General features: G+C 70.9%; 22 protein-coding genes. 17 read left to right on the forward strand and 5 right to left on the reverse strand.

Annotated elements, in window-relative coordinates; all coding sequences use genetic code 11:
* Positions 1-360 precede the first annotated feature (360 nt).
* From ACFYST_RS00115 to ACFYST_RS00125, 3 genes are read right to left on the reverse strand one after another with little or no spacing between them, the layout of a single operon-like run.
* On the reverse strand, positions 361-1,503 hold the full coding sequence (locus tag ACFYST_RS00115; protein WP_387858748.1) for a hypothetical protein: 1,143 nt from the start codon (positions 1,501-1,503) through the stop codon (positions 361-363).
* Positions 1,504-1,513: 10 nt separating this feature from the next.
* The gene (locus ACFYST_RS00120) at positions 1,514-2,230 is read right to left on the reverse strand and encodes a cytochrome b N-terminal domain-containing protein (RefSeq protein ID WP_387858750.1); all 717 of its coding nucleotides are present in this window, start codon (positions 2,228-2,230) and stop codon (positions 1,514-1,516) included.
* Between the two features lie 46 nt (positions 2,231-2,276).
* Positions 2,277-2,468, reverse strand: coding sequence for a hypothetical protein (locus ACFYST_RS00125; protein ID WP_380478221.1), 192 nt, complete (start codon positions 2,466-2,468; stop codon positions 2,277-2,279).
* 534 nt (positions 2,469-3,002) lie between these two features.
* On the opposite strand from ACFYST_RS00125, the gene ACFYST_RS00130 reads away from it, so the two are divergent.
* Positions 3,003-3,368, forward strand: a complete 366-nt coding sequence (locus ACFYST_RS00130) for a hypothetical protein (RefSeq protein ID WP_387858751.1) — start codon at positions 3,003-3,005, stop codon at positions 3,366-3,368.
* Between the two features lie 108 nt (positions 3,369-3,476).
* Here the strand turns inward: ACFYST_RS00130 and ACFYST_RS00135 are convergent, their stop codons facing one another.
* Positions 3,477-3,629 (reverse strand): hypothetical protein, encoded by a 153-nt coding sequence (locus tag ACFYST_RS00135; RefSeq protein WP_387858752.1) that lies wholly within the window; start codon positions 3,627-3,629, stop codon positions 3,477-3,479.
* Between the two features lie 296 nt (positions 3,630-3,925).
* Here ACFYST_RS00135 and ACFYST_RS00140 point away from each other — a divergent pair, with 296 nt between their 5' ends.
* From ACFYST_RS00140 to ACFYST_RS00210, 15 genes are all read left to right on the forward strand, one after another.
* The gene (locus ACFYST_RS00140; RefSeq protein ID WP_387858753.1) at positions 3,926-4,981 is read left to right on the forward strand and encodes a hydrogenase expression protein HypE; all 1,056 of its coding nucleotides are present in this window, start codon (positions 3,926-3,928) and stop codon (positions 4,979-4,981) included.
* Between the two features lie 78 nt (positions 4,982-5,059).
* Complete coding sequence (locus ACFYST_RS00145; protein ID WP_387858755.1) at positions 5,060-6,841, forward strand: nickel-dependent hydrogenase large subunit; 1,782 nt, start codon at positions 5,060-5,062, stop codon at positions 6,839-6,841.
* Positions 6,838-7,305 carry a thioredoxin gene (locus tag ACFYST_RS00150; RefSeq protein ID WP_387858756.1) on the forward strand — a complete coding sequence of 156 codons (468 nt, stop codon included), beginning with the start codon at positions 6,838-6,840 and terminating at the stop codon, positions 7,303-7,305. Before ACFYST_RS00145 ends, ACFYST_RS00150 begins: the two co-directional genes overlap by 4 nt.
* Complete coding sequence (locus ACFYST_RS00155) at positions 7,302-7,949, forward strand: DUF5947 family protein (RefSeq protein ID WP_387858757.1); 648 nt, start codon at positions 7,302-7,304, stop codon at positions 7,947-7,949. Before ACFYST_RS00150 ends, ACFYST_RS00155 begins: the two co-directional genes overlap by 4 nt.
* On the forward strand, positions 7,946-8,590 hold the full coding sequence (locus tag ACFYST_RS00160) for a DUF6084 family protein (protein WP_380478241.1): 645 nt from the start codon (positions 7,946-7,948) through the stop codon (positions 8,588-8,590). Before ACFYST_RS00155 ends, ACFYST_RS00160 begins: the two co-directional genes overlap by 4 nt.
* Complete coding sequence (locus tag ACFYST_RS00165) at positions 8,587-9,948, forward strand: hypothetical protein (RefSeq protein ID WP_387858758.1); 1,362 nt, start codon at positions 8,587-8,589, stop codon at positions 9,946-9,948. The genes ACFYST_RS00160 and ACFYST_RS00165 overlap by 4 nt, the downstream gene beginning before the upstream one ends.
* Positions 9,945-10,475, forward strand: coding sequence for a hydrogenase maturation protease (locus tag ACFYST_RS00170; RefSeq protein WP_387858759.1), 531 nt, complete (start codon positions 9,945-9,947; stop codon positions 10,473-10,475). Before ACFYST_RS00165 ends, ACFYST_RS00170 begins: the two co-directional genes overlap by 4 nt.
* On the forward strand, positions 10,469-10,573 hold the full coding sequence (locus ACFYST_RS00175) for a DUF6893 family small protein (RefSeq protein ID WP_380330774.1): 105 nt from the start codon (positions 10,469-10,471) through the stop codon (positions 10,571-10,573). Before ACFYST_RS00170 ends, ACFYST_RS00175 begins: the two co-directional genes overlap by 7 nt.
* A gap of 120 nt (positions 10,574-10,693) precedes the next feature.
* The gene (gene hypA / locus ACFYST_RS00180) at positions 10,694-11,074 is read left to right on the forward strand and encodes a hydrogenase maturation nickel metallochaperone HypA (protein ID WP_387858760.1); all 381 of its coding nucleotides are present in this window, start codon (positions 10,694-10,696) and stop codon (positions 11,072-11,074) included.
* A 6-nt stretch (positions 11,075-11,080) separates the two neighbouring features.
* On the forward strand, positions 11,081-11,845 hold the full coding sequence (hypB, locus tag ACFYST_RS00185; protein ID WP_387636545.1) for a hydrogenase nickel incorporation protein HypB: 765 nt from the start codon (positions 11,081-11,083) through the stop codon (positions 11,843-11,845).
* A 47-nt stretch (positions 11,846-11,892) separates the two neighbouring features.
* On the forward strand, positions 11,893-14,187 hold the full coding sequence (gene hypF / locus ACFYST_RS00190; protein WP_387858761.1) for a carbamoyltransferase HypF: 2,295 nt from the start codon (positions 11,893-11,895) through the stop codon (positions 14,185-14,187).
* A gap of 13 nt (positions 14,188-14,200) precedes the next feature.
* A complete protein-coding gene (locus ACFYST_RS00195; protein WP_189272948.1) occupies positions 14,201-14,491 on the forward strand; it encodes a HypC/HybG/HupF family hydrogenase formation chaperone in 291 nt (96 codons plus the stop codon).
* Complete coding sequence (gene hypD, locus ACFYST_RS00200; protein ID WP_387858762.1) at positions 14,488-15,612, forward strand: hydrogenase formation protein HypD; 1,125 nt, start codon at positions 14,488-14,490, stop codon at positions 15,610-15,612. Before ACFYST_RS00195 ends, hypD begins: the two co-directional genes overlap by 4 nt.
* Complete coding sequence (hypE, locus tag ACFYST_RS00205) at positions 15,605-16,714, forward strand: hydrogenase expression/formation protein HypE (protein ID WP_387858763.1); 1,110 nt, start codon at positions 15,605-15,607, stop codon at positions 16,712-16,714. The genes hypD and hypE overlap by 8 nt, the downstream gene beginning before the upstream one ends.
* A 67-nt stretch (positions 16,715-16,781) precedes the next feature.
* Complete coding sequence (locus ACFYST_RS00210) at positions 16,782-17,063, forward strand: hypothetical protein (protein ID WP_387858765.1); 282 nt, start codon at positions 16,782-16,784, stop codon at positions 17,061-17,063.
* A 381-nt stretch (positions 17,064-17,444) separates the two neighbouring features.
* Here ACFYST_RS00210 and ACFYST_RS00215 read toward each other — a convergent pair whose 3' ends face one another.
* On the reverse strand, positions 17,445-17,996 hold the full coding sequence (locus ACFYST_RS00215) for a hypothetical protein (RefSeq protein ID WP_387858767.1): 552 nt from the start codon (positions 17,994-17,996) through the stop codon (positions 17,445-17,447).
* A gap of 180 nt (positions 17,997-18,176) precedes the next feature.
* Between ACFYST_RS00215 and ACFYST_RS00220 the strand changes: the two genes are divergently transcribed.
* Positions 18,177-18,254 carry a DALR anticodon-binding domain-containing protein gene (locus ACFYST_RS00220; protein ID WP_387860036.1) on the forward strand — a complete coding sequence of 26 codons (78 nt, stop codon included), beginning with the start codon at positions 18,177-18,179 and terminating at the stop codon, positions 18,252-18,254.
* The last annotated feature ends 216 nt before the right edge of the window (positions 18,255-18,470 follow it).

Below are 18,470 nucleotides of genomic sequence, written 5' to 3' on the forward strand. Positions count from 1 at the left end.
CTCCGCCGTCGGACCGGTCACCGCGGCAGTCCGCTGCCGCTGCTCGTAGATACCGGCTCAACCTCCGCGACTCCACCCGCCTGCTCATCCAGGGCCACGCCGCCGCCCAGCCGCCCACGTCCCACGCGCGGCCCGATACCGCGCCCGCCGCCGGCCCGGTGCGCCGCGCGCTCCGTTCGGCGATTTCGCGGTCCGGCCACCGGCCCCGCGGAGACGGCTCTGCTGCACTTCACCAGTGGCACCATCGGAACGCCAGCAGGCGCCGGACGTGCGCCGGGCTCGCCCCAGGCCGGCGTCGAGTTGTCGCCCGGGTCCGGGGGGCTGGTGGCGCGGTCGTTCAGGGACTCCATCCGGGCTCAGTCATGTCGCGGGGCTCGACGGTGCGGGATCCGGCTCGTCGGGCGTCTCGGCGGGTGGATGGCCACCGCCGGTGCTGCGGTAGTAATCCCGGTAGATGATCTTGTAGAGGGGGATCCATCGTGGAATGCGATTGATGCCCGGAATCCATGGCGCGAACGTCGGCAGCAGGAAGCCGAGCAAGATCATGAGTAGCCCGACATCGAGGTCGAGATTGGCGTTTCCGGAAGGGTTGAGCGCAGGAATCTGGTACATGCCGGCATACAGCCAGAGCCAGACCTGCCCGGGGTAGTTCCACAGTTCGTTCATGACGCCCCACTGGTCACCCGCGACGCCCTGCGCCGTCGCGATGTCGGCCCAGAGGTTGCCGTCACCGAAGAACATGGTCGCTTTCGTGGTGTTGGTGCTCAGCTGCTGATCACTGCTCTGGAAATAGCCGTCGAGGCTGCCGTTCTGAGCGATCAGCTGTTCCGCCTGGATGATCACCGGGACAGGTCCGTAGTCGCCCGGGCCCACCGTGGCGGAGGTGGGGGTGAACGTCGCGCTCGGGTCGGCCAGCGCCCTGGCGTAGTTGTTGAGCCAGATCGTCTGCTGAGGCGATGCGAGCCGGGTCGCCGGTGCGCCCGGTGAGAGGTCGCCGCCGGCGGCCTTGTACTGACTGACGGCCGCCGCGACGGCGGGGTCGAAGGGCGCGGCGAGCCGGGAGACCGGGGCCAGGACGAAGTCGTCGGCGGTGTTGATCGGCAGGGTCAGGCCGAAGACCGATTTCGCGATCTCCGCCGGGCGGATCCCGGCGATCTCCTGCGATGCCCCGGAGGTGGTGTTGAACGGCGGTCCGTACCCGGCCGTCTTGCTCCCACCGAGCAGCTCCTGCACGGCCGTCTGGGTCAGGTCGGAGGGGTCATTGGTGTCCCAGTACTTGGCGCTGAACGCCTGCCCGGGTGGGGAGGCCGGGCCTTTGGGATAGGTCAGACCGCCGTTCGGGGAACCCCACAGGCTTGCGGCAAGAACGCACAGCAGGGCGACGACGACCACCGCGACAGTGCCCTCGGCGATGAGATCGAAGCGGCGTTCGGGGCCTTGCCAGGTGGCGAGCGCGTGGTGCTTGGTGCGAGTGGTGCCCGGCTCCTGCGCGGGTGCTGCCATCCTTGCCTCCTCAGCCCCGGACCGCGGTTCGGGCCGGCTCGTCGGGGACCTCCAGTGCTTCCGCCCCAGGTGGCGGCGCGACGCCCCTGCGTCGGATCAGGCCGATGTGCACCAGGACGATGAACAGCAGCACGGCGACGGTGACGACCATGTGCACGGTGAACTGCTGGCCTGCGTTCATCACGTTCCAGATCGAACCGATGCCGAGCGCGTTGAACGCGTCCTTGGCCTGCTGGCCGATCCACTGGCTGTCCCAGTTCGTCATCATCAAGAAGCCGGTGAAAGCAGTCAGGATGCTCACAATGAAGGCGAGGACACCGGTGATCCACGTCCAACCGCGCCCGCCGCGCCAGCCCATGGTGAAGAAGCTCGTCATGAAGTGGACGGCCATGAACAAGAACATGGCCTGCACACCCCAGAAATGAATGCTGTTCATAAAAGCGCCGAAGGTGTTCGTGTGCCAGAACGACACCCCACCCAGTGCGATGATCACGCCGCTGACGACCGTGATGATGAGTGCCGCGAGCGTCAACACCCCCATGGTGTAGAGCACCGAGGAGACGAATGCCGGCTCCCGGTCGGGCAGCAACTTGCGCAGCGGGAGGTTCCGTACCAGGTAGCCCCGCAGCCACGGGCTTGGACGCTTCCACGAGAACCCTTTGGCACCCGTGGTGTTCGTGGTCGGGTCCGGTCCCCGGCCGCCCGGGGCGGCACCGCCGCCGCTCACCGGGCATTCCCGGTGGCTGCATCTCCGGAGATGACGGTCCGGCCGGTCATCGCGCGTCCTCCGGCGGCTCCGTTTTGCCGCCGGGCAGCTTGATGAACATGCCGGCAACGAAGATCAGCACGACCAGGCCCATCTCGATGAGGTTGCCGACCTTGAGAGTGAACCAACTGAACGTGGCGGCGTTGAAGCCGCCGTCGCCCACCAGGTCGAACACCGGTCCCCAGAGCTGTTTGATCATGCTTCACCTCCCTTCGACGAATCGGTCGGACGACACGTTGCACCGCATGCCCTTGCCGGGCCGCAGCAGCCAGGGGTGGCCCTCTCCGAGAGGCGCAGCGGCGCGGCAGGGCCATCGAGTGAGTCACACTGAAACCGGTGCTCAGCGAGGCTCGCGTGAGCTTGAGCCGTGTGCAAGGAACCTGCGGAAATCCCCTTGATCCTCTGCCGCAGTTTATTCGGCGGGGACGGGCAAGAGGAATTTACTGGCCTTAATCCCTCAATCGTGTGAGAGGCGAAACCGCGGCAGGGGAAGAATGGACCGGATTCCCATGGGGCGAATCCTTTCGGCCGCCTGGCGAGCGCTGTGCCGATCGGAGCAACTGGTTCGGGGCCGCTCGCACGTGCCCGTTCCACGGCTTTCTGCCGCGCTCCGATTCCCGCCTCTGGTTTCGCTCGTCCAGGCGCTCGAGGGCGGTGATGGGCAGTGGGGTGGGTTCGGGCTGGGCGGAGATCAGCAGGCGGGGCCGACCCGCAGGACGTGGTGGCCCTCGACGTGGACGCCCTCACCGGCCTGCTGGCCGTGCAGCACCGGTCCGTGCCCGTGGTCGTGCACCGCTTTACCAATGCCGACGGCGACTACTACAGCGCTGACCCCGATTTCCACCCCGACGGCCGCTCCACCGCCCTGAACATCTACCCGGCCACCGGGAAGCGGATCCGGCTACACCGACGCCACCCGCCGCGACCAGTGGAGGGCGAGGGTTTCGCCGCGGCGCATGCCGGTGCCGAGCATGACCACGAACAGGTTCGTGAGGTTCGCAATGTGGTCGTGAACGCTCGTTCACATCGCCTCGCCGAGCACGTTTCCGCAGGCCTGGCCTCTGCAGCCTGGTCGCGACGGGGTATTTGTTCATTCTGACTCCGTCGACGACTGCACGTCGTCGCATCCGCAGCCTGGTGACTCCCCGTCAACCGGCTGCGTGCGGCGAATCCGAACCGGCCGTCAACATTGGCGCCCCCCTTGTGGTCAGTCGTCAGGCGAGTGGCTGCGTTCGAGGCCGCCGCTGAAAGCGGCCGTGGCGAGGAACAGCGACGAGGTGGAGAGGACGGTGTGAGCGGCCAGGCCCGACAGCAGGACCGCGACGAGCAGCGCGGCCCCGAACGCGGCGATGAGCGCCATGAAGGGGACCCTCGGTTCGGCTATGGGGCAAGAGGGCCGGATCGTGGCGAAGAAGGCCGCTCGGAAGGGCGACGAACGCAGTCGGTCGCCGGCCGCGTACCGTGCCGAGGAGCTGGCGGTGATGCGCCGCCAGTTCTTCGCTCCCGAGCGGCGGTGTGTTGAGCCGAATGGCGGACCTGGTCTGCGGCCCATCGGATGTTCCGTACGGCCCTGTGGACCGGCGTGCCGGGCCAACCGCTGTTAAGACGGTTCTGAGCCATCGTGTCCGGCTCTCCCGGCTCCGAGGAGGCATCCTCATGGGTGCTGCAACAACGAGTGCCACCGACACCGACGTGGTGCACATTCTCTGGATCAACGCGGGGCTCAGCTGCGACGGCGACTCGGTCTCTCTGACGGCCGCCATGCAGCCGAGCATCGAGGAGATCGTCACGGGGGCCCTGCCGGGCCTGCCGAAGGTCGCCGTCCACTGGCCGCTCATCGACTTCGAGTGCGGACCGGTGCAGGGCGCCGACAACTTCGTTGAGTGGTTCTTCAAGGCGGACCGAGGCGAACTCGACCCGTTCGTCCTGGTGGTCGAGGGATCCATCCCCAACGAGGAGATCAAGGAGGAGGGCTACTGGTGCGGCTTCGGCGACGACCCGGAGACCGGTCAGCCGATCACCACCAGTGAGTGGCTGGACCGGCTCGCCCCGAAGGCCACCGGCGTCGTCGCGATCGGCACCTGTGCCACGTACGGCGGTATCCACGCCATGGAGGGCAATCCGACCGGTGCGATGGGTGTGCCGGACTACCTCGGGTGGGACTGGAAGTCCAAGGCGGGGCTGCCGATCGTCTGCGTGCCCGGCTGCCCGATCCAGCCCGACAACTTCGCCGAGACCCTGACGTACCTGCTCTACCAGCTGGCCGGCTCGGCGCCGATGATCCCGCTGGACGACAAGTTGCGCCCCGCCTGGCTGTTCGGTGCCACCGTGCACGAGGGCTGCGACCGCGGCGGCTACTACGAACAGGGGCAGTTCGCCACCGACTACGGCACGCCGGAGTGCCTGGTGCGGCTCGGCTGCTGGGGCCCGGTGGTGAAGTGCAACGTCCCCAAGCGCGGTTGGATCAACGGGGTCGGCGGCTGCCCGAACGTCGGCGGCATCTGCATCGCCTGCACGATGCCCGGATTTCCTGACAAGTTCATGCCGTTCATGGACCCGCCTCCCGGCTCGACCGTCTCCACGGCGGCCAGTTCCGCGTACGGCTCGGTGATCCGGCGGCTGCGTGCGATCACCCTCAAGACCCTCGACAAGGAACCCAAGTGGCGCCGCACCGGCCGCAAGCTCACGACCGGCTACCGCGCCCCGTGGTGACCCGGCGGGCCGCCGCGCACCCGCGTGGCGGCCCGCCCGCCGCTCCTCCCACCCCTTCAGAAGGGCACGACAGACACGATGGCACCGATGACCAAGGCGGCCGGGGACGGCAGCGGCCTGGTGGAGATGTCCTGGGACCCGATCACCCGGATCGTGGGCAGCCTGGGCATCCACACGAAGATCGACTTCAAGCAGAAGCGGGTGGCGGAGTGCTACAGCACCTCATCGGTCTTCCGCGGCTACAGCGTCTTCATGCGCGGCAAGGACCCGCGCGACGCGCACTTCATCACCAGCCGGATCTGCGGCATCTGCGGCGACAACCACGCCACCTGTTCGGTCTACACCCAGAACATGGCGTACGGCGTGAAGCCCCCGCACCTCGGTGAGTGGATCATCAACCTCGGCGAGGCCGCCGAGTACATGTTCGACCACAACATCTTCCAGGAGAACCTGGTCGGGGTCGACTACTGCGAGAAGATGGTTCGCGAGACCAACCCCGGCGTGCTGGAGTTGGCCGAGCGCACGGAAGCGCCGCACGCCGGCGAGCACGGCTACAAGACCATCGCCGACATCATGCGCTCGCTCAACCCGATCGAGGGTGAGTTCTACCGTGAGGCGCTGCAGGTCAGCCGCTACACCCGGGAGATGTTCTGCCTGATGGAAGGGCGCCACGTGCACCCCTCCACGCTCTACCCGGGAGGTGTCGGCACGGTCGCCACCGTCCAGCTGTTCACCGACTACCTGACCCGGCTGATGCGCTACGTCGAGTTCATGAAGAAGGTCGTGCCGCTCCACGACGACCTCTTCGACTTCTTCTACCAGGCGTTGCCCGGGTACGAGGAGGTCGGTCGGCGGCGCGTCCTGCTCGGCTGCTGGGGCAGCCTCAACGACCCGGACCACTGCGACTTCACCTACCGCAACATGACCGACTGGGGCCGGCGGATGTTCGTCACCCCCGGCGTCGTGGTCGACGGCAAACTGGTCACCAACGACCTCACCGAGATCAACCTCGGCATCCGGATCCTGCTCGGCAGCTCCTACTACGAGGACTGGCAGGGCAAGGAACTGTTCGTCACCCACGACCCGCTCGGCAACCCGGTCGACCCGCGCCACCCGTGGAACCAGCACACCATCCCGCAGCCGCAGAAGCGCAACTTCGACGACAAGTACAGCTGGGTGATGTCCCCACGCTGGTTCGACGGCAAGGATCACCTGGCGCTCGACACCGGCGGCGGCCCGATCGCCCGGCTGTGGTCCACCGCGCTGTCCGGGCTGGTCGACATCGGCTACGTCAAGGCCACCGGCCACAGCGTGGTGATCAACCTGCCGCGCTCGATGACCAAGCCGGAGACCACCTTCGAGTGGAAGATCCCGCAGTGGAGCAACGCCATCGAGCGCAACCGCGCCCGCACCTACTTCCAGGCCTACGCGGCCGCCGCGGCCCTGCACTTCGCCGAGAAGGCGCTGGAGGAGGTCCGCGCCGGCCGCAGCCAGACCTGGGAGCGCTTCGAGGTACCGGACGAGTCGATCGGCTGCGGCTTCACCGAGGCGGTCCGCGGTGTGCTCTCGCACCACATGGTGATCCGGGACGGCAAGATCGCCAACTACCACCCGTACCCGCCGACCCCGTGGAACGCCAGCGTCCGCGACAGCTACGGCACGCCCGGCCCGTACGAGGACGCGGTGCAGAACACGCCGATCTTCGAGGAGAACTCCCCGGACGACTTCAAGGGCATCGACATCATGCGGGCCGTCCGCAGCTTCGACCCCTGCCTGCCCTGCGGCGTCCACATGTACGTGGGCGGCGGCAAGACCGTGCAGCAGATGCACGTGCCCACCGGCCTGAGCGGGCTCGCATGACGGCGGAGCAGACCGGGCAACGGGTCCAGGAAGCGCTGGAGCGGCTCGCCGCGTACGGCGCGCAGGAGACCGGCGAGCACTTGGTGCGCGAGCTGATGGAGATGTACGGCGACGGCCTCACCCGACTGGTCCGGGCGGTGCCGCCGCCCGCGCTGGACCGGCTGCTGGACGACCCGGTGGTGGCCGGACTGCTCGTCCTGCACGACCTGCACCCCGAGGACGCCACCGCCCGTATCCGCCGGGCGCTCGCCACCCTCGCCGAGCCGATCGAACTGTCCGGCTACGAACCCGCCACCGGCACCGCCCGGCTCCGCCGCACCCGAGGAGGCTGCGGCTGCTCCGAGCAGGACATCGAGACCGTTCTCGCCTGCCACGCACCCGAGGTGACGGCGCTTGAGCTGGAACAGGCCCCGCAGTTGCTGCAGATCTCCGCCCGCCCGCCCCGCCCGGCGGAGGCACGGTGAGCATCCGTCGACTCGACAGGCTCGGCACTGCCTTGCTGCGCCGGCTGCGCGAACCGGCCCCTCCGCAGCCCGAGCGCTGCACCTTCTGCGGCCAGCGCGTTCCGCAGCACCACCGGCACCTGGTGGACACCGAGGAACAGGCCCTGACCTGCGTCTGCACCGCGTGCGGGCTGCTCTTCCAGCAGCCGGGCGCGGCCGGCGGCCGTTACCGCAGTGTCCCCGACCGCCACCTGATCGACCCGGACCACCGGATCGGCGAGGACGCCTGGGCGGCGCTCGGCATCCCGGTCGGGACCGCCTTCCTGTTCCGCAACGCCAGGCAGGACCGACTGGTGGTGTTCTACCCCGGCCCGGCCGGTGCCACCGAGAGCGAGCCGGACGAGGCCGCCTGGCAGAGCGCCCTCGACGGCAGCAGGCTCGCCGCCGTCCTGGAGCCGGACGTCGAGGCGCTGCTGCTGCGGCACACCGACGACGGCGTCCACTGCCACCTGGTGCCCATCGACACCTGCTACGAACTGGTCGGCCGGCTGCGGCGCTGCTGGCGGGGGTTCGACGGCGGCGCCGAGGCCCGGGCCGAACTCGACGCCTTCTTCGCCCGGCTCGACGAGCGCGCCAGGCCGCTGGCGGCGGAGGTCTCCCGATGACCGAACTCGGCTTCGCCTGTACCGGCGTGACGACCGACCCGCACGCCGCCGGGCCCACGCTCGTCTTCCGGCTGCGGATCACCGCGCCCGCTGCTGCCCGGGTGCACGCCCTCGCGCTCCGCTGCCAGCTTCGCATCGAACCCGCCCGCCGCGGCTACGGCGAGGCGGAGGGCGAGCGGCTCGCCGACCTGTTCGGCGAGCGCTCCCGCTGGGGCACGACGCTCAACCCGGTCCAGCTCGCCCAGGTGCCGCTGATGGTCCCCGGGTTCACCGGCGAGACCGAGGTGGACCTGCCCGTGCCGTGCACCTACGACATGGACGTCGCGTCCGCCCGCTACCTCAGGGCGCTGGACGGCGGGGAGGTCCCGTTGCTGCTTCTGTTCTCGGGCACCGCGTTCGCCGGGCCCCGCGGGTTCCAGGTCACCCCGGTCCCGTGGGACCGGGAGGCCTCGGTGCGGATGCCCGTCGCGGTGTGGCGGGAGGCGATCGACCGGCACTTCCCCGGCTGCGGCTGGCTGCGGCTGCCCGAGGACGTGATGGACGCGCTGCTCGCCTACCGTTCCCGCCGCGCCCTGCCCTCCTGGGAGGCCACCGTGCGGGAACTGCTGACCGCCACCGAGCTCGAGGACGCCGCCCGGTGACCGCCTTGACCGAGGAGTTCGACAGCAGATTCGCGCAGGCCCGGCAGATCGCCGACGCCGTGCTCTTCGAGGGGTACGTGCTGTACCCCTACCGCGCCTCGGCCGCCAAGAACCGGCTCCGCTGGCAGTTCGGCGTGCTCGTCCCGCCCGGCTGGGGCGAGGACAGCGGCGAGCACTCCCACCAGCGCACCGAGTGCCTGATGGAGCCGCGCCCCGGCGACCGACTGGCCGTGGAGCTGCGCTTCCTGCGGGCTCAGCGCCGCACCGTCGAACGCGCCCTGCCCGGCGGCGGGTTCGAGCCGGTCGAGGAGTTGGAGCTTGCCGACCGGGTGCTGGTGCCGTGGGACGAAGGCGTCGAGGAGCGCATCGAGCTACTGCTCCCGGTCACGGAGCCGGCCGAGGGGGTAGTGCACCCGTTCCACCTCCTGGCCGGCGAGGACATCGAAATCCTCTATGAGGAAGACGTGCTGATCGGACGGCTGGTCCGGCGACGGGAGTCGGTCGAGGGCGTGCTGAGGCTGACGGCCTGCGCGGTCCCGGGACCGTACGCGGCCCAGCGGCTGACCGTCGTGGTGGAGAACACCACCGTCCGGACGGCGGCGCCGGCAGACGGGCGGGAGGCGGCGCTGCAGCACTCACTCGTCTCGGCGCACCTGTTGCTGGGGCTCGATCGGGGCTCCTTCCTGTCGGTCACCGACCCGCCCGAGTGGGCCAGGGAGGCGGTCGCGCAGTGCCGCAACGAGCACACCTGGCCGGTCCTCGCCGGGCCGCCCGGGCGCTGCCGGGTGCTGCTCTCCTCGCCGATCATCCTGGAGGACCACCCGAGCATCGCCCCCGAGAGCCCCGGCGCGCTCTACGACGCGACCGAGATCGACGAGATTCTCGCACTGCGGACCGCCGCCCTGACCGACCGTGAGAAGCGCGAGGCCCGCGGTACCGACGAGCGGGCCGGCGCAGTGATCGACCTCGCCGACTCGATGCCGTCGGAGGTGCTGGAACGCCTGCACGGCGCCGTCCGAGGCCTGCGCGAGATCACCGGGAACGTGCCCGGCCGGCCGTGGTGGGATCCGGGCGACGACCCCGAGACCGACCCGGAACACGACCGGGTCGTTGTCAACGGCCGGCAGGTCGGTGCGGGCAGCCGGGTCGTGCTCAGGCCCGGGCGGCGGCGCACCGACGCGCAGGACCTGTTCCTGGACGGGCGGACCGCCCTCGTCGAGGCCGTGCTGCACGACGTGGACGGCTCGGTCCACCTCGCCGTGACGGTGGAGGACGACCCCGGCGCGGACCTGTGGCGGGCCCAGGGCCGCTTCCGCTACTTCCAGCCCGACGAGATCGCCCTGTTGGAGGAGCCATGAGCACGGGCCGCGTCCTGGTCGCCGGGGTCGGCAACATTCTCCTCGGCGACGACGGGTTCGGGGTGGAGACCGTCCGGCGGCTGGGGGAGCACCCGCTGCCGGACGGCGTCGAACTGCTCGACGTGGGCGTGCGCGGCGTCCACCTCGCATACCAGGCCCTGGACGGCTACCGGCTGCTGGTGCTGGTCGACGCCACCGCGCGAGGCGGCGGGCCGGGCACTGTCTACCTGATCGAACCGGACGCCGGCCCGGTCGAGGTGCCCGTCCTGGACGGGCACCGGATGGGACCCGACGCAGTACTCGCGCTGCTCGGCACCCTGGCCGCAGGTACCGGAGGCACTCTGCCCGAGCGGGTGCTCGTGGTGGGCTGCGAGCCGGAGTCGCTGGACGAGGGAATCGGCCTGAGCACACCGGTTGCCGCCGCCGTCGAGGAGGCGGTCCGGGTGGTTCTGCGGATCGTCGGCGCGGAGGAGCCGACGGGCGCGAAGGCGGACCTGCAAGTGGAGAGAGGGACAACGGCATGGTGAAGAAGCTGCTCTGTGCGGCCGTCGTGACGGCCGTGGCGGCGGTGATCTGGCAGAACCTGGACGACGTGAAGCGGTACGTGAGGATCAGCCGGATGTGAGCCGCGGATTGCTGCGAACGGCGTAGCCCCCCGGCGCGGCGGCGGTGCGGCTCCGAGCCGCTGCCGCCGCCGCGCTCTTCAATGAAGCCTTGTTGCCTCCCAGCAGCGGGAACGGGGCCCATGCACGAGATGTCGATCGCGGCGGCAGTCGTCGAACAGGTGGACGCCGCGGCGCGCGAGCACGGGGTGGAGGCCGTCGTCCTGGTGCGGCTGCAGGTCGGCGAACTGGCCGGCGTGGTGCCCTCGGCTCTCGAGTTCTGCTTCGAACTGGCCTGCGCCGGAACGCTGCTGGAAGGCGCGGTCCTGGAGACCGAGACGGTGCCGGCCCGCGCGAGGTGCCTCGGGTGCGAAACCGAATGGTCCGTCGGTATGCCGCCCGACCTCGGCTGCCCGAACTGCGCCGGCGCCGGCGTCGAACTGCTGGCCGGCCGCGAGCTGCAGATCATCGGCGTTGAACGGGCCGAGCGCCCGGCGGGCGCCGGAGCCCGACAGGAAGGCTGAACTCCCATGTGTCGTACGGTGGAACTCCGGCAGGCGGTCCTGGCCCGGAACGACGACGGTGCCCGCGCCCTGCGCGCCCGGCTCGCCGCCCAGGGCACCGTCGCGGTGAACCTGCTCTCCAGCCCCGGCAGCGGGAAGACCGCGCTGCTCGAGGCCGAACTCTGCCTGGCCCGGGACCGCGGGATTGCCGTCGCCGCCCTCACCGCCGACCTCGCGACGGAGAACGACGCACTGCGGCTGGCCCGTTCGGGCGTGCCGGTGAAGCAGGTGCTCACCGACGGGCTGTGCCACCTCGAGTCCGAGATGCTCACCGGGCAGCTGGCCGGCTGGCTGCCCGCCGGCACCCGGCTGCTGTTCGTGGAGAACGTCGGCAATCTGGTCTGCCCGGCCTCGTACGACCTCGGCGAAACGCTGCGGGTGGCGCTCGCCTCGGTCACCGAGGGCGAGGACAAGCCGCTCAAGTACCCCACCGCGTTCGGGCTGGCCAACCTGGTGCTGGTGACGAAAGCCGACCTCGCTGCGGCGGTGGAGTTCGACGAGACGGCGTTCCTGGCCAACGTCGCCCGGGTCAACCCGGGGGTGGAGGTGGTGTTCACCTCGGCCCGGACCGGGCAGGGCGTGGGCGAGTTGCTGGACCGGGCGTGCGCCGTGCTGGACGGTGCGGAGGTGCACCGGCCGGTGATGGCGGGAGCGTCGGCGAACGGGCCCGGGCACCTGCACTCCCGCGGGGATGCGCACTCGCACGACGGTGCTGCCGCGGAGCACCTGTGAAGGCCGCTCAGGAAGCTTCGCCGGCAGCCGGGTTGGAGCGGCGGCGGGTGGCTGTGCGCGGGGTCGTCCAAGGCGTCGGGTTCCGGCCGTTCGTCTTCGCGCTCGCCGCCGAACTCGGCCTTGCCGGGACCGTCACCAACACCGGCGAAGGGGTGCTCGCCGAGATCGAAGGGCAGACCGAGGCGCTCGATTCGTTCTGCCGGCGCGTCGCCGGCGACGCGCCGCCGCTGGCACGCGTCGACGCAGTCGAACATGCGCCGTTGCCGCCAACCGGCGCGACCGGCTTCGCCATCACCCCCTCCTGCGGCGACGGCCTGCGGCGCTCCCTGGTCCCGCCGGACACCGCCACCTGTGCGGACTGCCTCGCCGAACTGGCCGACCCCCACGGCCGCCGCCACCGGCACCCGTTCATCAGCTGCACCAACTGCGGGCCGCGCCACACCATCGTCACCGGTCTGCCGTACGACCGCGCCAACACCACCATGGCGGACTTCCCGATGTGTCCGGACTGCGCACGGGAGTACACCGACCCCGCCGACCGGCGCTTTCACGCCCAGCCGGTCTGCTGCCACGCCTGCGGGCCCGAACTCTCCCTCGTCGTACCGGGTGACCGGACGACCCGCCGCGAGGACGCCCTCGACGGGGCCCGCCGGATGCTCCGGGGCGGCGCGATCCTGGCCGTCAAGGGCATCGGCGGGTACCACCTGGCGTGCGACGCGCGGAACTTGCCGAGCGTCGCCCGGCTGCGCCGGCGCAAGCGGCGCGGTTCCAAGCCGTTCGCGTTGATGGCCCGGGACCTTTCCGAGCTCGCCGGGCTGGTGCAGGTGGGGCCGGTGGAGGAGGAACTGCTCACCGGTGCGGCCCGGCCGATCGTGCTGCTCCGCCGCGTGGGCCCGAAAGTCTCGGCGCCGGGGGCGGTGGCGGCGCTGGAGGCCGTCGCGCCCCGCAGCCCCGACCTCGGCGTGATGCTGCCGTACACCCCGCTGCATCACCTGCTGCTCGCGCCGCCCGGGCCGGGGCTGCTCGTGATGACCAGCGCCAACCTCTCCGGCGAGCCGATCGTCACCGACGACCAGGACGCCTTCGACCGGCTGGCTCCGCTGGTGGACGGCTGGCTGACGCACGACCGGACCATCCACGTCCCGTGCGAGGACTCGGTGGTGCGGGTGGTCGACGGGGAGCACCTGCCGGTCCGGCGCTCCCGCGGCCACGTGCCGCTGCCGCTGCCGCTTCCCGTGCCGGTCCGGCCGGTGCTGGCCGTCGGAGGGGACCTCAAGAACACCTTCGCGCTGGCGCGCGACGGCTACGCCTGGCTGTCCGGCCACATCGGGGACATGGACGACCTCGCCACACTGGAAGCCTTCGACCGCGGGACGGCGCACCTGGAGGCCGTCACCGGGGTCCAGCCCGAGGTGTTGGCGGTGGACCGGCACCCCAACTACCGGTCGGCCCGGCACGCCCGGCGGTCCTTCGGCGACGCACGAGTGCGGCCGGTACAGCACCACCACGCGCACATCGCCTCCGTCATGGCCGAACACGGGCTGGACGGCAGCCGGCCCGTCATCGGGGTTGCGTTCGACGGCACCGGGTACGGCGACGACGGCGCCGTCTGGGGTGGCGAGGTGCTGCTCGCCGACTACGACGGCTTCCGGCGGCTCGGACACCTGGCGTACGTGCCGCTGCCCGGCGGCGACGCCGCGGTGGTCCGGCCGTACCGGATGGCGCTCGCCCACCTGTGGGCGGCGGGCATTCCGTGGTCGGCCGACCTGGCACCGGTCCGGGCCTGCCCGCGCGACGAACTGGCGGTACTCGAAACCCAGTTGGATCGGTCGTTGAACTGTGTGCCGACCTCCAGCATGGGGCGGCTGTTCGACGCGGTGTCCGCGCTGGCCGGTGTCTGCCAGCTGGCCGAGTACGAGGCACAGGCGGCCATTGAGCTCGAGGCCGCAGCGCTGGCCCACGGGCCCGCCGAGGGGTACGCCTTCGGGTTCCGGCGCGACGGCAGCGTGCTGCTCGGCGAGCCCGAGCCGGTGCTGGCCGCCGTGGTCGCAGACCTCGCCCGAGGGGCGTCCGGCGGCCTGGTCGCCGCCCGGTTCCACGCCGCGGTGGCCGAGCTGGTGCGCGCTCAGTGCCGGGCCGCCCGCGATGAGCAGGGCACGGACACGGTCGCCCTGACCGGTGGCGTGTTCGCCAACGCGCTGCTCTCGTCGGCCTGCGCGCGCGGGCTGCGGGAGGACGGCTTCACCGTGCTGCGGCACCGCCGGGTGCCCCCCAACGACGGCGGGCTGGCGCTCGGCCAGCTGATGGTGGCCGCCCGGGCCGGCGGCCCGGGCGCGGGTTGAGAGGAGAGAACGGATGTGCCTGGCGGTGCCCGGCAGGGTGATGGAGATCTCGGAAAGGGACGGGACGCGGATGGCGGTCGTCGACTTCGGCGGGGTGGTCAAGGACGTGTGCCTGGAGTACCTGCCGGACCTCGAGGTCGGTGAGTACGCCATCGTGCACGTCGGTTTCGCGTTGCAGCGGCTGGACGAGGAGTCGGCTCGGAAGACCCTCGACCTCTTCGCGGAACTCGGCCTGCTGCAGGAGGAGTTCGGCGACCCATGGGAGGCGGCGGCAGGAACGGGCGCGACGGAGGAGCGGCAGTGAGGTACCTGGAGGAGTTCCAGAACCCGGAGTTGGCGGGCGGGCTGCTGGCCGACATCCGCGCTGCGGTCACCCGGCCGTGGGCGCTGATGGAGGTCTGCGGCGGGCAGACGCACACCATCATCCGGCACGGCATCGACCAACTGCTGCCGGAGGGGGTGGAGTTGATCCACGGGCCGGGGTGCCCGGTGTGCGTCACCCCGCTCGAGGTGATCGACCGGGCGCTGGCCATCGCAGCCCGGCCCGAGGTGATCTTCTGCTCCTTCGGCGACATGCTGCGGGTGCCCGGCACCGACCGCGACCTGTTCCGGGTCCGCAGCGAGGGCGGCGACGTCCGGGTGGTCTACTCGCCGCTCGACGCGCTGCGGATCGCCCGGGAGAACCCGGACCGCGAGGTGGTCTTCTTCGGCATCGGCTTCGAGACCACGGCCCCGCCCAACGCCATGGCCGTCCACCAGGCCCGGAAGCTGGGCGTGCGCAACTTCAGCATGCTGGTTTCGCACGTCCGGGTGCCTCCGGCCATCGAGGCCATCATGACCTCGCCCGACTGCCGGGTGCAGGGCTTCCTGGCCGCCGGGCACGTGTGCAGCGTGATGGGCATCGAGGAATACCCGGCGCTGGCCGAGCGCCATCGGGTGCCGATCGTGGTCACCGGCTTCGAACCGCTCGACATCCTGGAGGGGATCCGGCGCACCGTACGGCAGTTGGAGCGCGGCGAGCACCGAGTCGACAACGCCTACCCGCGGGCCGTCCGCCCCGAGGGCAACCTGGCGGCGCGAGCCATGCTGGAAGACGTCTTCGAGGTGACCGACCGGGCCTGGCGCGGCATCGGAGTGATCCCGCAGAGCGGCTGGCGGCTCTCCCCGCGCTACCGCGACCACGACGCCGAGCACCGCTTCGACGTCTCCGGGATCACCACCTGCGAGCCCGCGCAGTGCCGGGCCGGCGAGGTGCTGCAAGGGCAACTCAAGCCGAACGAGTGCGAGGCCTTCGGCACGCTCTGCACCCCGCGCACCCCGCTCGGCGCCACCATGGTGTCCAACGAAGGGGCGTGCGCGGCCTACTACCTCTACCGGCGACTGGGCGCGCCGACCACTCCCCAGGAGGCGAGCTTCGTTGGCTGACATCGAGATTCTCACCGCGCTGCCGGCGACCGCGCCCGACGGGCCGCCCTCGGCGCCCGACTTCTCCGGGTGGTCCTGCCCGCTGCCGCTGCGCGACCACCCCAGGGTTGTGATGGGGCACGGTGGCGGCGGGGCGATGTCCGCCGAGCTGGTGGCCAACTTGTTCGCCCCCGCGTTCGGCGGCCCTGCCCTCGCAGGCCTCGGCGACTCCGCCGTACTGGAACTCGGCGGCGCGCGGCTCGCCTTCTCCACCGACTCGTACGTGGTGCGGCCGCTGTTCTTCCCCGGCGGCAGCATCGGGGACCTCGCCGTCAACGGCACAGTCAACGACCTCGCGATGAGCGGCGCGCGGCCCGCCTACCTGTCCTGCGGCTTCATCCTTGAAGAGGGAGTGGAGATGGCCGCCGTCGACCGGGTCGCGCGGGCCGTCGGCGCTGCCGCGCGGGCGGCCGGAGTGGAGATCGCCACCGGCGACACCAAGGTGGTCGAGGCCGGTCACGGCGACGGCATCTACCTCAACACGGCCGGCATCGGGCTGGTCCCGGCCGGCGTGGACATCAGGCCGCAGCGGGCCGCTCCCGGTGACGTGGTGATCGTCAGCGGGGAGATCGGCCTGCACGGCGTGGCCATCATGAGCGTGCGCGAGGGCCTGGAGTTCGGAGTCGAGATCGAGAGCGACTGCGCCTCGCTCGGCGGCCTGGTCGAGGCGATGCTCGCCGTCACCCCCGACCTGCACGTCCTGCGCGACCCCACCCGCGGCGGTCTCGCCGCCGCTCTCAACGAAATCGCGATGGCCGCCGGGGTCGGTGTGGTGGTCAACGAGCGGTCGGTGCCGATTCCGCCGCAGGTGGCGAACGCCTGTGCGGTGCTGGGCCTCGACCCGCTGTACGTCGCCAACGAAGGCAAGCTGGTCGCCTTCGTGCCCCGCCGGACCGCCGACGCCGTGCTCGACGCGATGCGCGCGCACCCGTTCGGCGCCAACGCGGCAGTGATCGGTGAATGCGTCCCCGACCACCCCGGCATGGTCGTCGCTCGAACCGCGTTCGGCGCCACCCGGGTGATGGACCTGCCCATCGGCGAGCAGCTACCGAGAATCTGCTGATCGCGCAGCAACGCCTGCCCATCGGAACGAGGAAGGGCTGGGGCGGCCGAGTGAGGAGACCGCACGGGTGAGCACCCCACCCGGTGCCACGGACCGCGACCGCCCCGTCCCGCTGTCCGGTCCCCGCACCCCCTCCGGCGCGCCGTCGCAGTCCGGCGGGCCCATGGTGGTGTGCGGCGGCGACGCGCTCGGTGGGGTGGCGCAGTGTCTTGGAGTCGATGGCGAGGGGGATGCCTTCGGCGATCACGATGCTGGCGGCGGTGCGGCGCAGGTCGGGCAGGCCAATGACGGGCAGGCCGGCTTCGGTCGTGCGCTTGCGGAGTTGGTCGAGGGCCCGTTGGGGTCGTAGGCGAGTGCCGTCCGGTTCCGGGAAAACGAGTCCTTCGAGCCGGCCTTGGGGGTGGGCGTTCATCTGGAGGGCGGCCTGGCGGTGGAGGGCGGCGGTGATTCTGGGGGGGGGTGGCTGATCCAGGCGCGGCTGGCCTCGGTCTGCGCGGGGTGCGGTTGGCGGGGCGTGGCGGGTGCTGGTGTGTGGGACGGCGGGCGCGGCAGACGGGGGTGCCGAGTTCTTCGCGGTCGGCGTTGTCGAGGATCCAGGCGATGCCGTTGACGCCTGCGCGGGCGGCGCGGGGGGTGAGTTCGGCGTAGATGTCGGCGCTGGTGGACAGGACTCGGTGACGGAGGGCCTTGGACATGTTCGGCAGGGGGACGCCTGCGGCGAGGCCGAAGCTCATCGCGAGGTGGCGCAGGTCGTGGAGGGCGATGCGGGGGACGCCGGCTTTGTCGCAGAGCAGGTGGAAGTGGTCGAGGACGGCCTTGGGGTGCAGGGGGCGGCCGTGGCGGTGGAAGACGTAGCCGGTGGGGTCGGTGGTGCCGAAGGGGCCGGTGTCGCCGAGGGCGGTGGCCGCGCGGGGGAGAGGACGACCCAGGTCTTGCTGTGCGGGGTCTTCGGGGTGGTGAGGGTGAGCTGGTTGTTGTCGACGACGGAGAGGGTCGGACGAACAGGACGTTCTCGGCCCGGTGCGTCGCGCCAGTGGAGGGCGAGTGCTTCGCCCTTGCGCAGGCCGGTGTCGATCACGAGTTCGGCGAGGTCGGCGTAGAAGGGGTCGATGGCCCGGGTGAAGCGCAGGAAGCGTGAGGTCTGGGCCTCGGTCCACAGGCGCCGGGTGTGGAGGCGGGCCGGGGCAGCAGCGGGGGTTTGGCGACGTTGCGGGACAGGCTCGTCGTTGACGGCGCTCGTCAACGCGCTGGATAGGGTCGCCATGATCCGGTAGACGGTCACTCTGCCGCGCCCGCAACGGAGTTGGGTGGTGGCGTAGGCGCGTAGGTGCTGGCGGTCGAGGTCGTCCAGGGGGGAATGGCGCCGAGGGCGGGGACGAGGTCGTTCTCGACGTAGGAGCGGTAACGGGCCAGCGAGCACTGCCCCGTCCTCAAGGCCCCCAGCCGCGAGGTCACGCGGCTGCTGCTCTGCCGGCTCACCGGCCAGACCCTCCGCCAGGGCATGGACCTCCTCGGCGTCGGAACACCCGAGCGGCTGTAGATCTCGACGAACTTCGGGGCGGACAGGATCACCTGTCCGCCCCGAAGGCACATCCGTGATGTCTCGCTGTTGCAGTTCTGCTGGGAGTCCGGAATACCCAGCAGGACGCGATCAAGAGGTGGTCCTGCTGAGGTCCTTGATTCAGATCATCGCGCCGCAGAGGCGGAGGCCGTCGAGGGCCGTCATGCCGATCACTTTTTATGGTCGCGTCGGTGG

Origin of the sequence: Kitasatospora sp. NPDC004614 (assembly GCF_042873675.1) — a bacterium.
GTDB lineage: Bacteria > Actinomycetota > Actinomycetes > Streptomycetales > Streptomycetaceae > Kitasatospora.

Excerpts from the sequence above, each read along its gene's own strand:
- ACFYST_RS00150 (WP_387858756.1), top strand. The coding sequence starts at position 6,838 with ATGACGGCGGAGCAGACCGGGCAACGGGTCCAGGAAGCGCTGGAGCGG.
- ACFYST_RS00175 (WP_380330774.1), top strand. The coding sequence starts at position 10,469 with ATGGTGAAGAAGCTGCTCTGTGCGGCCGTCGTGACGGCCGTGGCGGCG.
- ACFYST_RS00140 (WP_387858753.1), top strand. The coding sequence starts at position 3,926 with ATGGGTGCTGCAACAACGAGTGCCACCGACACCGACGTGGTGCACATT.
- ACFYST_RS00170 (WP_387858759.1), top strand. The coding sequence starts at position 9,945 with ATGAGCACGGGCCGCGTCCTGGTCGCCGGGGTCGGCAACATTCTCCTC.
- ACFYST_RS00145 (WP_387858755.1), top strand. The coding sequence starts at position 5,060 with ATGGCACCGATGACCAAGGCGGCCGGGGACGGCAGCGGCCTGGTGGAG.
- ACFYST_RS00135 (WP_387858752.1), bottom strand. The coding sequence starts at position 3,629 with ATGGCGCTCATCGCCGCGTTCGGGGCCGCGCTGCTCGTCGCGGTCCTG.
- ACFYST_RS00160 (WP_380478241.1), top strand. The coding sequence starts at position 7,946 with ATGACCGAACTCGGCTTCGCCTGTACCGGCGTGACGACCGACCCGCAC.
- ACFYST_RS00115 (WP_387858748.1), bottom strand. The coding sequence starts at position 1,503 with ATGGCAGCACCCGCGCAGGAGCCGGGCACCACTCGCACCAAGCACCAC.
- ACFYST_RS00125 (WP_380478221.1), bottom strand. The coding sequence starts at position 2,468 with ATGATCAAACAGCTCTGGGGACCGGTGTTCGACCTGGTGGGCGACGGC.
- hypA (WP_387858760.1), top strand. The coding sequence starts at position 10,694 with ATGCACGAGATGTCGATCGCGGCGGCAGTCGTCGAACAGGTGGACGCC.
- ACFYST_RS00195 (WP_189272948.1), top strand. The coding sequence starts at position 14,201 with ATGTGCCTGGCGGTGCCCGGCAGGGTGATGGAGATCTCGGAAAGGGAC.
- hypB (WP_387636545.1), top strand. The coding sequence starts at position 11,081 with ATGTGTCGTACGGTGGAACTCCGGCAGGCGGTCCTGGCCCGGAACGAC.